At 63.0% G+C, this 11,758-nt stretch carries 14 protein-coding genes and 1 pseudogene; 6 read left to right on the top strand and 9 right to left on the bottom strand.

Annotated elements, in window-relative coordinates; translation table 11 throughout:
- The 3 genes from ACH2EI_RS20965 to ACH2EI_RS20955 form a co-directional block, all read left to right on the top strand.
- A partial coding sequence (locus ACH2EI_RS20965) for a LysR substrate-binding domain-containing protein (protein WP_395151707.1) occupies positions 1–223 on the top strand: 223 nt, incomplete at its 5' end.
- Between the two features lie 172 nt (positions 224–395).
- Complete coding sequence (locus ACH2EI_RS20960) at positions 396–635, top strand: DUF2191 domain-containing protein (protein ID WP_395151709.1); 240 nt, start codon at positions 396–398, stop codon at positions 633–635.
- A complete protein-coding gene (locus ACH2EI_RS20955) occupies positions 632–958 on the top strand; it encodes a type II toxin-antitoxin system PemK/MazF family toxin (protein WP_395151711.1) in 327 nt (108 codons plus the stop codon). The genes ACH2EI_RS20960 and ACH2EI_RS20955 overlap by 4 nt, the downstream gene beginning before the upstream one ends.
- Before the next feature lie 92 nt (positions 959–1,050).
- On the opposite strand, the gene ACH2EI_RS20950 is transcribed toward ACH2EI_RS20955, so the two are convergent.
- From ACH2EI_RS20950 to ACH2EI_RS20935, 4 genes and pseudogenes are all read right to left on the bottom strand, one after another.
- Complete coding sequence (locus tag ACH2EI_RS20950) at positions 1,051–1,230, bottom strand: type II toxin-antitoxin system RelE/ParE family toxin (protein WP_395151713.1); 180 nt, start codon at positions 1,228–1,230, stop codon at positions 1,051–1,053.
- Positions 1,231–1,328: 98 nt separating this feature from the next.
- Positions 1,329–4,325: a Tn3 family transposase gene (locus ACH2EI_RS20945; RefSeq protein ID WP_395161485.1), complete on the bottom strand. Its 2,997-nt coding sequence runs from the start codon at positions 4,323–4,325 to the stop codon at positions 1,329–1,331.
- Positions 4,306–4,899: pseudogene (locus ACH2EI_RS20940) on the bottom strand (recombinase family protein). Before ACH2EI_RS20940 ends, ACH2EI_RS20945 begins: the two are co-directional and overlap by 20 nt.
- A gap of 578 nt (positions 4,900–5,477) precedes the next feature.
- Positions 5,478–6,332 (bottom strand): hypothetical protein, encoded by an 855-nt coding sequence (locus tag ACH2EI_RS20935; RefSeq protein WP_395161483.1) that lies wholly within the window; start codon positions 6,330–6,332, stop codon positions 5,478–5,480.
- Positions 6,333–6,463: 131 nt separating this feature from the next.
- Here ACH2EI_RS20935 and ACH2EI_RS20930 point away from each other — a divergent pair, with 131 nt between their 5' ends.
- Positions 6,464–7,021, top strand: a complete 558-nt coding sequence (locus ACH2EI_RS20930; protein ID WP_395151719.1) for a TetR/AcrR family transcriptional regulator — start codon at positions 6,464–6,466, stop codon at positions 7,019–7,021.
- 141 nt (positions 7,022–7,162) lie between these two features.
- On the opposite strand, the gene ACH2EI_RS20925 is transcribed toward ACH2EI_RS20930, so the two are convergent.
- Positions 7,163–7,318: a hypothetical protein gene (locus ACH2EI_RS20925; protein WP_395151721.1), complete on the bottom strand. Its 156-nt coding sequence runs from the start codon at positions 7,316–7,318 to the stop codon at positions 7,163–7,165.
- A gap of 323 nt (positions 7,319–7,641) precedes the next feature.
- Between ACH2EI_RS20925 and ACH2EI_RS20920 the strand changes: the two genes are divergently transcribed.
- A complete protein-coding gene (locus ACH2EI_RS20920) occupies positions 7,642–7,893 on the top strand; it encodes a hypothetical protein (protein ID WP_395151723.1) in 252 nt (83 codons plus the stop codon).
- A gap of 153 nt (positions 7,894–8,046) precedes the next feature.
- On the opposite strand, the gene ACH2EI_RS20915 is transcribed toward ACH2EI_RS20920, so the two are convergent.
- The 4 genes from ACH2EI_RS20915 to ACH2EI_RS20900 all read right to left on the bottom strand — a co-directional run bounded on the left by ACH2EI_RS20915 (position 8,047) and on the right by ACH2EI_RS20900 (position 10,849).
- The gene (locus tag ACH2EI_RS20915; RefSeq protein WP_395151725.1) at positions 8,047–8,310 is read right to left on the bottom strand and encodes a hypothetical protein; all 264 of its coding nucleotides are present in this window, start codon (positions 8,308–8,310) and stop codon (positions 8,047–8,049) included.
- Entirely contained in the window at positions 8,307–8,468 is a 162-nt protein-coding gene (locus ACH2EI_RS20910) for a hypothetical protein (protein WP_395151727.1), read from the bottom strand. The genes ACH2EI_RS20915 and ACH2EI_RS20910 overlap by 4 nt, the downstream gene beginning before the upstream one ends.
- Before the next feature lie 259 nt (positions 8,469–8,727).
- The gene (locus tag ACH2EI_RS20905) at positions 8,728–10,143 is read right to left on the bottom strand and encodes an HNH endonuclease signature motif containing protein (protein WP_395151729.1); all 1,416 of its coding nucleotides are present in this window, start codon (positions 10,141–10,143) and stop codon (positions 8,728–8,730) included.
- Positions 10,144–10,576: 433 nt separating this feature from the next.
- The gene (locus tag ACH2EI_RS20900; RefSeq protein WP_395151731.1) at positions 10,577–10,849 is read right to left on the bottom strand and encodes a hypothetical protein; all 273 of its coding nucleotides are present in this window, start codon (positions 10,847–10,849) and stop codon (positions 10,577–10,579) included.
- On the opposite strand from ACH2EI_RS20900, the gene ACH2EI_RS20895 reads away from it, so the two are divergent.
- Positions 10,839–11,758 (top strand): Ca2+-dependent phosphoinositide-specific phospholipase C (locus ACH2EI_RS20895; RefSeq protein ID WP_395161481.1); only part of this gene is annotated, 920 nt, incomplete at its 3' end. The genes ACH2EI_RS20900 and ACH2EI_RS20895 overlap by 11 nt on opposite strands.

Here is an 11,758-nt window from a genome sequence, read left to right as displayed (position 1 = left end):
CCTCGGCTCGATCTCAGCCGTGCGCATCGCGGTCATTAACGGATCGTCGCCGACCGTGATTAGTCGCTTGGCCGTTGCCGACGACATCGCCAACGGTCGCCTCGTCGAGCTCACCGTTCCCGGCCTGCAGATCAACCGCACGCTCCGCGCCGTGTGGCCCCGTCGGAACGAACTGTCGCGCCTCGCCGCGGCGCTGCTGGCAACCCTGCCGACTGAGGCCTGATCGGATTGCGTTCATCCATCATCTTTGCCGGACGGGCGTGATCAGTGACTTGGGTGCGGAAGCAATGATGATATGGGTGTCATCCTCGCCGCTTTGGGTGGCCTGTGGGGGCTCGGCGGCTGCACAATCGGGGCGGGTTTCCAGCGTGGTCTGATGGTGGCATGATAGTGGCATGACACGCGCTCGGATCAGTACGACCGTCGACCGGACCCTTCTCGATGACGCCCGCCGACTCCACGCTGGAACCACCGATGCTCAGCTCGTCGATGCGGCGTTGACGGCCCTCCTCGGTAGCTACCGATCCGCAGAGATTGACGCCGCATACGAAGCCGCGTACACGGTTCACCCGATCGACGGCCAAGACGACTGGGGCGACCTCGCCTCGTTTCGTAGCGCCGCTGGGGCAAGATGAGCTCATTGCCGGTCCGGGGCGAACTGTGGTGGTGCGAACCGCCTGAAATCGGGCGACGACCCGTGGTGGTGCTATCGCGCGACGTGGCGATTCCGCGGCTTCGGCGCGCCCTGATCGCGCCATGTACGACCACGATCCGAGGCTTGCCGAGCGAGGTCGTTCTCGAGCCCGGCGAGGATCCAATCGGACGTCGCTGTGCGGTCAATCTGGACTCAGTCGAATCGGTGTCGACTGCGCTACTCGTTGAGCGGATCGGCGCACTCAGTGGAGCGAGGATGCGAGAGGTCTGCCAAGCACTCGAGGTCGCTGTCGACTGCCGTTGATCGACGCGAGATATCGAGCACCTGACCGAGCGCCGAGGTGCCATTCCTGAGCGGAGTGCTCCGGTGTCGGTGGTGAGCGATAAGGATGGCGATCAGCGAGATCTGTAGACGCGCCAGCGGTGATCGATGCGCAGGACGATGACGGTGTGCTGATCGTCATCGAGCTCGTAGATCACGCGGTAGGCCCCTCGTCGTGCAGAGTGGAGCCCGGCGAGTTCGCGCTGCAGACGCCCGCCGACGCGGTGGGGGTTGTCGACGAGGGCGCCCAGCATGAACTCGACGATCGCAGCTGCGGTGCCTTCTGCGAGTCGGCCCAGGTGTCGTTGGGGTGTGACGAGGATCTGCGCGGAATCCTGAATTTGGAAGGCGTTCAGGGGTCGATTCGGAGTGGTCGAAGCGCTCCGGCGGGTGCTGGTCCGGTGGTTTCGTAGCGGCCTTGGAGGTTGATGGTCGGATGAGCGAGCGGAGAGAGTCGAGCGACGTCGGCTGGGTCGATGTGGTGGCCGGTGGAGGCGAGGTGGTCGAGGGCTGCTTGGGTGTAGACGGTTTGCCAGAGCACGATGATGTTGACCATGACGCCGAGCGCTCCGAGTTGGCTTTCTTGGCCGGCTTGGTACCGCTGGGAGAGTTTGCCGAGGCCGCCGTTGAAGACGTCTCGGGCGAGTCCGTTGCGGCTTTCACCGCGGTTCAAGATCCGTTGGATGTCTCGCCGGTAGACGGGGTCGTCGCAGTAGTTCAAGATGTGGAGGGTCTTGATGATCCGGCCGAGTTCGACGAGCGCCCGGGCGAGTCGTGACGGGTTCGGGCCGCGTTGCAGGGTGCGCATGATTGTCGAGGGGACGACGGTGCCGGCTTCGATGGAGGCGGTGAGTCGGCAGATCTCGTCCCATTCGTCGGCGATGAGTTTGGTGTTGATCTTGTTTCGGGCGAGGCCGTCGAGCGGCCCGTAGTCGGCGGCGGGGTCGATGCGCCAGAGCCGGTGGTCGCCGAGGTCTTTGAGGCGTGGTGCGTAGCGGTAGCCGAGCGTCCAGCACAGGGCGAACACGATCTCGGATGCTCCGGCGGTGTCGGTGGAGACGGTGTCGGGTTTGATGCTGGTCTTGTTCGCCACCAGACCGTCGAGGGTGTAGAGACTGTCTCGTTGCGTGTCGGGAATCAGCGTCTGATGGAACGGCGAGTGGGTGTCAGCCATCCACGTGTACAGCGTCGACCCGCGCTGTCGTCCGAAGTAGCGCGGGTTGTAGCCGGCGTGAATCGTCGACACCGGGATGACGAGGCGCATCCCGTCGGCGGATGCCATGTCACCGCCGCCCCACACCGCAGCCAGGGGTTGTTGTGCGTGGAAATCGAACAGCAGCGTCGAGGCGCGTGAATGCGTGTCGGTGCGGATGTAGTTCTGGGCCACCCAGTTCAACCGGTCTCGGGTGAGCGCCGGGTCGTCTTCGACCGCGACGGGTGTGAGCCCAACGTTGCAGGCGTCGGACACGAGCATCGCCGCCACCGATTCGCGCAGATTCGTGGTCCGTGTCGGTGCGCCTGAGATGTGGGTGTACTCACCGAGATACGGAACCCACTTGTGGACCTCAAGCGGTACGTCAGCGATCTCGACCTCGGGGAGCAGTCCTTCGACCAGGTCGCGGAGTTCGATGAGGCTGTCTGGTTCGTCGACGGCATCGAGTGGTGTGACGACAATGCGGTCGGCGCCGTTGCGTTCTTCGATCCGGAAGTCATCGTTGTCGTCGAAGTTTGCTGCCACGCTTTCCCATGTGGCGCCGAGGGTGTCGGTGAGCCTGGCGATGACGTCGCCCGGATCGGTGTCCAAGGCGAGGGCGGCGCATGCTTCGATGCGCTGTTCTTCCCAGGTGTCTGGCGGGAGGAGTTCGGCGCGTGGGTCGCCCCAGCGAAGACTGCCCGCCAGGTAGATGTCGCGCCGTCGCAGCCCGGCCCGCAGCCGGTCGAGGACACAGCACGTGTACGCGGCACGGTTGACGGTGTCACTGTCGGAGTTCATCACGTACGGCCCCCACGACGTTGTGACGACATCGAGCGGCACCTCGTCGTCGGGCAGTCGTGTTGTGCGGGGTCGTGTCTCGTGCCAGTCGCGGAGGAACTCGAACGCTTCGATCACTGGGGCTTCGGTGTCGATCGACTCGAAGACCACTGCGTCGAGGAAGCGGGTGAGGAACTTGCGGATCTGCGGGTACGCCGCGATCAGGCGGTCGTGGAACGGATCCGACGGTGCGCGCATCAACGCCGTCACCGTCCCCAACGCCTCGTCGAGATGCTCGCGGTCGTCACGGATCACCGCAATCGCATCGTCGACGGCTGCGGGGTCGTCGAGAGCGTCGAGCACGGTTCGCAATGCCGCGTGGATTTCGCTCACGGCTCGGTCGTAGTCGCGATGATCCTTGTCGCGCAGCTTCTCGCCACGCTGTTTGGCTGCGCGCTGCAGATCCCCGAACACGATGTCGAAGATGTCCACCACATCGTCCTGCGCACTACGTGTCAGCGAGTGCGCGAACGCGACAAGCGTCGCAGCGCGTCGTTGCGGTGCGAGATCGCGGAGCTGGCTGACCCACGCGTCTTCGGCGTACCTGGCGAGTCCTGCGACACGACGACCGGGAAGGCGAGACAGATCAACGTTGCCGGCATCGAGGGCCCGGATCTCCTCGAGCCGATCGAGGCCCTGCACCAAACCGGCAACCGTCGGGCTGAACGGCGAGCGACGGAGGCGATCCAACTCCGAACGGCGCTTGCCTGCTGGCCTAGTGAGTAACGCGTCGAGCCGCTCGTGCAGTTCCGGCGGAGCCGCTGCGTCGATGCGGCGCCACAGATGCTGCGAAGCTTGGTCCCTGACCGACGCAACCAACCGTTCGATGGTCTGCTCGCTCGGCAACAAGATCCGCTCGTCGAGCATCTTGCGGTGCACCGAACGAACCAGCACGCTCGGTCCGAGGTCGTCGTTCCACGCCATCCGAAACAACCACCGCTCCAGTCGACGTTGCACCTCATCGTCGGAGTAGTCGACATAGCCGTAGCGCTCACGGATCTCGGTTGTGTGCTGCCAGCGCGCCGGCGACTTCGCGTAGGCGACCAGCACGCCGGGATCGCCGATACGCAACTGGCGGGCGATCGCTGCGACCACGGCGTCGGGAACGCCGGTGGCGTCGGGAAGGAACGTGCCGATTGCGCGGACCGTCGCCAACTGCACAGCGAAGCCGAGGCGCATCGTGTCGCCATACCGACTGTCCACCAGGTCGAGATCGGGATCGCTGAGATGACACCAGCGGCCGAGCCAGTCCCGCTCGATCCGCTCCGGGAACCGCCCGTAGCCGGCGGCGTCGCGTTCAGTCGGTCGAGTCGTCACCGGACCCAACATTCCCGATGTTCTTCACGACATGGCGGTACACCGTCATTCGGCTCACACCGAACATCTCGCCGATCTGTTCCCACGTGTACTCGCCAGACTCATACATCCGACGGGCCTCGATCGTCTTGGCCGGCGTCATCGCCGACGGACGCCCCCCAACCCGTCCACGAGCCCGCGCAGCGGTCAGCCCGGCGTGGGTGCGTTCGCTGATCAGCTCGCGTTCGAACTCCGCGAGCGCTCCGAAGATGTGGAACACGAGCTTGCCGCCCGACGTCGTGGTGTCGATGTTCTCCACCAAGCTCCGGAACCCGACCTGACGATCCGCAAGTGCGTTGACAGTGTCGATCAGATGGCGCAGCGACCGGCCGAGGCGATCGAGCCGCCACACGACCACCGTGTCGCCCGGGCGCACATGATCGAACAAGCTCGCCAACTCGACGCGGCGGTCGTTGACTCCCGACGCCTTCTACTGGAACACGCGATGGCATCCAGCGTCGCTGAGCGCATCGAGCTGCAACGCCATCGTCTGATCGACCGTCGACACCCGCGCATACCCGAGAAGATCACCCACCCGGGGAAAGTACCAGAAACGGTAGTCATGCCGTCAATAGCTACTTTGATTCTGTGCATGGGTTCTGGTACCCACTTTCGACCCGATTCGGGCCAGAATCGACCGAGTACCAAAAACGACCGTTTCTGGTACGCGCCGCGTGACTGGCTCGCCAGCCCGGTGACCATGCTCGCGACCGAGCGAAGGCTCCACCAGCGGTGCTGGTGGAGCCTTCGTGAGTAGTCTTGGCTCCGGTTTACTGAGAGGAGTCTCGTTGCTCGGTTTCCAGAGCGCTGAGTCGCAGTTCGATCGATTCGATCTGCGATCGGACAGACTCAACCTCTTGGTCGACCCAGAAGCGGGGGGCGTACATCGAACCCTTTGTCATGAAGCGGACGTATTTGTTCTTGAACCCCGGTTTCACGTTCAGGGTTTCAATTCTGACGGTTTCGTTCTGGCGAGGTAGCGAGAAACGCAGACTCCGATTGTCGCACCGATCACGACGGCCAGGGTGGTGTTGATCACGTTCGTGAGCAGAAGAGCAACGATGATGAAGGCGACGAACCCGGCCCAAGGCCGTACGTGTTCTAGGCGCAGGCTCATCGGCTGAGCGCTCCAGCACCACAGCCGGCACCAACGGCGGCGACGACTCCGGGGGTGGTGGTGCCGGCCGAAGAGATTGCGACGATTCCGCCGGCCAGGCCCCACAGAGCGCAGTTGTAGACACGCCGGTTCCACGTCCAAGGCTTGTACCACGGATCAGCCACGACCGGGTAGGCGGTGCTTGCGTTGTGATCGACGGTTTGGGTGATCGTGTTCCCGTTCACGGTGTAGTGAGTCGACACGGGAGCTCCGTTGGCGTCGGTTGCCCAGGCGGGTGCCACAGAACTGATGATGACATCGCTGGTGACTCCCGATGCGTCGGTAGCCGTCTTGATCACGTCGATGGAGCCGTCTGGGTTGGATTGCAGCCGTGCGTCGGAGGGCACGGATACCGGGAAGTCGAATGTGGTGGGCGCTGCAGCTGAGTCGATCGTGATGAGGATCTGGGCTCCTCCGTCGACCGTGGCCTGCGCGACGATGTTCGTGCCAACAGCAACGTCGCTGTAGACAACCTGATCGCCGACGAGCGTCCCATCAGCAGTTGCGCCGCCGGGAATACCGAGACCCACCGCGCCCTCACCGGAGTCGATCGTGATCGCCCCTGACGCGTCCGAGGGAATCGTGACATCGCTGACTCCGAGTTCCACTTCGAAACCGTCGTCGGTGCTCGACAACGCTGCTCCATCAGCAACCCCGGCCACGTTGGCCACGTCCTCGGCCGTCGAGACGGCATCGGCGTCGGGCGATTGAGCGTTCGCGGTGACCGGCTGAACGAGTCCGACGCTGGCAACAGCAACAGCTGAAGCCAACAGAATCGAGATGCGGCGACCATGAGTGTTCTTCGCTTTCATAGCAATCTTCTCCTGAGTGTCTGGTTGCCACAGGTGAACCTGGAGGGCCTTTCGCATGCCAAGTGTTCTTGACGTACGTACCGTAAGCAGAAGACTGGACGTGCGTCAAGTATCTCTCTATGGTTGTTTCCATGCTTGCTCCTCCTTCTCGCCGCGACCAGATCCTGAACGCCGCCCGAGACGCGTTCACCACCGCCGGCTACGACGGCACAGCCGTCGGCGACATCGCCAGAAATCTCGGCATCTCAAAAGCAGCGATCACGTACCACTTCCCGGCTAAGGCCGACCTCATCACAGCGCTCCTCGACCCTCTCATCGACCAGCTCCAGACCGTCCTCGCCCAACGACCCGAACCTGCATGGCCAACCGAGGTCCGCCAACTCCTCCACAACTACTTCGTGGTGCTCATCGAATCCATCGACCTCGCTCGCTGGGCAGACACCGACCCCGCACTGCGCGCGGACAATCGGCCGGGAACAACGCTGCGCCGATTCGACCAGCAGCTCGCTCAACGAATTGCTGACCCCGACCCCACCCGCCAAGACCACATGCGCGCCCTCGCCGCAATCGGAGGAATCTGGCGACCCCTCCACCACGAACCTGCCCTCCAACTCCTCGAACACATCGACGAAATCATCAATGCAGCACTTGTCAGCTACGCCCCACTCGATGCGCAGCTGCCCACCTGACCTCTCCTGGCAGGGCTCTTGAGCCGAGCCGGTGAACGCTGGTCAATGGGACCCCAAATTCAGGATCCTGCGTCAATCCTCCTCACACCCCTCGTTGCGCTGGGCCGGTGACGCGCGGTTCGTATGGTTCGTCGTGCTCGGTCACTTGGGGGCGAAGCGGGCGCGCAGTTCGTCGCAGGTGATGTAGTCGCCGGCGTCGGCCGCACGCTTCGCTTCGGTGAGTTCGCGCATCGCTTCGGGGTCCGACAGCAGTTCGAGGGTGTCCTCGAGTGACGCCAGGTCGTCTGGGCTGATCATGACGGCTGCGGGTCGACCGGGTTGGACCGGATGTCGATAAGCGCTCTAAACTGTGACCGCAGCTCCGTAGTCGTCGTGTCGTAACGGTGAGGTTCGTCTACGGTCTGGCTGTGGCCATTGATCGTCCAACTCGCTCATTTTGGCGTTGCGTCGGTTCTCTTGCTGTCGCTACCGCCGGGATCGTCGGTTGTTCGAGCGGATCGGATTCGTCTGCGACTTCGCGACCCGACGACACCATGGTCGCGGCACGAGCGATCGATGCCTTCGGGGAGCGATACGCCGGGTCGGTGAGCCCAGCTGAACAAGTTCAGATTCCAGGCTCGTTGGATATTGACGCAGTTGATGATGAACTCGACATGGACATCGTGCTCGTCCGATCGGCAGATCTGAACGAAGCGTCCTGGAGGGTCATCAGTGTTGACGACCGCGGCGATTACTGGGTGGTCGAGATGGCGTCGAGCGGCGGGACGAATTACTTCTCAGGTCCGTTGTTCTTCGTCGTCGACGACAGCGACGATGTCGTCCAGGTCGAAGCGGAAGATGTCGGTGAAACCATCACAACGTCTGTGAGCTGACGCCGAAAGTAGACCCCGTCGAGCGCTGCCGGCACAGGTGTTCGGGACAGATCGGCGAGCATTCTCGGCGCCTGACCGATCGCGTAGGTGTCGATCAGAAGTGGTTACCGGCTCGCCGCCACGATGTCGTTCCGAGTTATCGATGGCCGAGTCTCAGGCGACTGTCTTGTTGGCGTACTTGCGTTGAGCGGCCTGCTTGGTGACTCCGAGCATCGCCCCGATCTCTGACCACGGTCGCTGAGCACTGCGAGCGGCTCGAACGGCTGCATCGAGTTCGTCCTCGACGCGGCGACGCTGATCAACCAGTTCGGCGATCTGACGCAAGGCATCGGTATCGACCTCGCGAAGATCACTGGAATCGACGTCGTCGGCCCAGCGCTCGAGGTTGGCTGCTCGTTCTTGTCGTGTGGCACTCATGGCTTCTCCATTACTCTCAGGAACTTCTTCCGGGCCCTCATGGCGTGGATCACCGCTGCGTCGTCGTCGGTCTCGAACGCTTGCCAGGGGTGTCGAAGGGCGTGGAGCATGTCGTCGTCTGAGACACCGTGCTTGCGAACGCTCGCCTCGATGTCCACTTCTCAAGGGTAGCGATGAATGGAATGACCGTCAACACATGTTGACAAACGCGCCCAGAACGTTCGCCGGCGAGCCGCTTCACCCCGCTCTAGAACCGGTATTTCGATCGGCACTACCCGTCCCACAACGCGCAGAGGATCGCCCTGTCGCCGCGTCCCCGAAGTGCCGTTGGACGGCACCCATATCAACAGTCGCTCCGGTTCGACCGACCCGCTTGAGAGCTGCATGCCTGCTCGGCCACAACAGGACGGCAACGGACTAACTCGCTGTCGGGAGCTCGATATACGTGACAGGGAGCGGCACCGGCGGTAGATGTCTGAGCCGCGGGTACGCCGCGAGCAGATCCTCCCATCGGCGGTCGGAACAGATGTGCTCGCCAGCAACGTCGAGCCACTCTGGGTCGCGTGCGTTCAGCGGTTTGATCACGCCGCCATCGGGTCGGACCAGATGTATTCGGCCATGCCGATCACGACGGCCCCGCAATTGTTTTCGATGCTTCTGTCGGTCGTGTGTTCCACAGAGCGGCATCGAGTTCGATTGGTCGGTCGTTCCACCGTCGACCCACGGCGTGACGTGGTCGACATCGCAAAATTGCGCAAGCACATCGCAGCCTCGAAAACCGCACCGAACCGCCAACAATTGAGCCGCTTGGCGGGCCTTGCCGGTAAACAAGCGGCGCGTGCGACCCATGTTGATGATCACATCGTGCGCATCAACGACAACGCGGCGGATGCTGCCCTTGAGCATTGCCTTCAGCGCAACATCGGGGTGCACCGGCACCCCGGCGCTCGTCGCGCAACGTCGAGTGGCGGGGTCAACGGCGGCCAGATCGGCAAGGTCGTCGGCGGAGAGATCGAGAAAGCCGTGGCGAGCAAGTACCTCCAACGCTGTCGCTGGATCGATCATCAAGTTGACGAGCGGCTCGGGTCGCTGACCGCCAGCTGGCGTCGCCGTTGCCGCCATCATGATCTCGTACATCGCATCGAAGCGACGTTGGTGAGCCGACCTCGAAAGCGGATGCGCCAAAGCGTCACTACCGAACTCGGCACGGCGAGCATCGAAGTCTTTGCGAGCTTCGACTTCGACTGCAAGATCGAAGATTCGCTTCATCTCGGCCGACTGACCTGGGGCACCACCGGTGGCATGAACCGGCACGGCGCCATTGTCGATGCGAACCGAGGCTGTCCGCTGATCTTCGTGGAATCGTTGATCGGCAAAGGCGCCGTCCTGGTCAGCCTGAACCACGAAATGTTTGACGACATCAGCGAAGTCGTCGTACTCGAGCCGTTCAGCCTGTTCGACAAAGAGTGCAGCAAAGTCTGCGAACCGACCACCAGCACGCGGATGCTGCTGAGCCGACGCCATCGCATCAACTTGGCCGATCGCAATCCGGCTCTCGCCGAAGACATCGCCGATCTCGGGATGCTGGTTGAACAGCCGAGCGCGCCGCTTGATGCGCAAAGCCTCAGGGCCCGAGCAGTTCAACTGCTGCTTCAGATACCCACGAATCGAACGTTGTGCGTGCTCCTGGAAAAGCTGCCGCGAGTCGACGACAGCAGCGATCGCCGCTATCTCCAATTCGGCTTCGTCGCGCAGACGTTTTGCGACAGCAAGGGCAGCATCGAGATCGGCGATCGTGGCGTCCGCCAAGTCATCGATCCGTGCTTTGAACATGTGGCTGATTGTACCTGTTCGCCCCGGACGTTTTTAGCGGTCTAGCAGGTGCGATACACTCGATATCGGTGATCGCGCTCAGGTCGTCGGAGGCCTTTGCGGACGCGGAGCTACGCGCCGAGTTCGCGGGCAGCGTGGCCCTTCGGGCCACGCTCATTAGGGCTCGCCCAGCCTGTCGCGAAGACGTTCTCCGAGGCACCTAGAGCCTCAGAAATGTCGAAGAAAGTTCTCGAAATCGGGCGCGCTTCACTCCGGGAGCCTCGAACGAAATCGGTACTCCTCATGACGACGCGTTTCGTTCGCATGACTCTGCGACGAACGCGCAGGGCCTGGGAGCCGATCGCATTCCGCCCTCGGTGGCTCGGCCGAAACCGCCCCATGACATGATGTGTCTACGTCAACGAAGAACAGGATGTGGCGAATTGATGGGATCTCAGAGCGGACAGACGCCGATGTCTGGAACGACGATTCGACGGGCTGCCATTTTCATCGCTGCGGCACTATTCATCGCCTCGTGTGGAGGGAGCAGCGACACGAGTGAGGCAGGCTCCGAACCAGCCGCAACCGACGCCGCCGAATCTGAAACGACCAGCGCAACGGCATCGACGGCCACTCCGACGACAGCGGCATCCACCACCACGTCGAGCACCACAACAACGACGACGACGACCCTGCTGCCGGTCGAGCCGGTTCGGATGAACCACATCCAGGTGATCGGCTCGCACAACAGCTTCCACCTCGTTCCCCAGCCAGTCCTCTTCGACGGCATTCTCGCAGTGTCGGCTGAGCTTGGGCGAGACATTGAGTACTCGCATCGGACACTCACTGAACAGCTCGAAGAGTTCGGGATACGCCAGTTCGAACTCGACGTGTTCGCTGACCCCGACGGCGGTCTGTACGCACACCGCGCCGCCAACGCCGTCGTTGGTCTCCCCGTCGAGTCCGGCGAACCGGCACTCGACGAACCGGGCTTCAAGGTGATGCACACACAGGACTTCGACTACGAGACCACGTGCCTCACCCTCGTGACGTGTCTCGGCGAAATCGATGCATGGTCGTCCGCCAACCCAAACCACGTACCGATCGTCGTGCTGATTGAGCTGAAGTCGCTCTCGGTTCCCGAGGCAGCGGCCGAAGAAGGACTCATCCTCGACATCGACCTCCCATGGGCCGTTCCGGTCGAGACGACAGCCGACGTGCTGCTCGCGCTCGACAACGAGGTGCGTTCGGTGTTCGCTTCCGAACGACTCCTCGAACCCGACGATGTCCGTGGAGACGCCGCGACGTTGGCCGAAGCGGTCGAGGGCGTCGGGTGGCCTCTACTCGCCAGCGCTCGCGGCCAGGTGGTCGTCGTGCTCAACGATGCCGGAGCCCAACGCGACCTCTACATCGCAGGCACGCCCGCACTCGAAGGCCGACCGATGTTCACGAGCTCGACGCCCGGCGCGCCAGATGCCGCCTTCATCCGATTCGACGACCCGACCGACCCGGGCCTCAATGCCGCAGCGACAGCTGGCTACCTCATCCGCACCCGGACCGATTCGCCGACCGTCGATGCACGAGAGAATGACACCACGAGCCGCGACACAGCGTTTGCCAGCGGGGCACACTTCTT

The organism is Ilumatobacter sp., assembly GCF_041688325.1.
Taxonomy (GTDB): Bacteria; Actinomycetota; Acidimicrobiia; order Acidimicrobiales; family Ilumatobacteraceae; genus Ilumatobacter_A.
The sequence above is the reverse complement of the archived record's forward strand: the minus strand, read 5'-3'. Positions and strand labels throughout refer to the sequence as shown.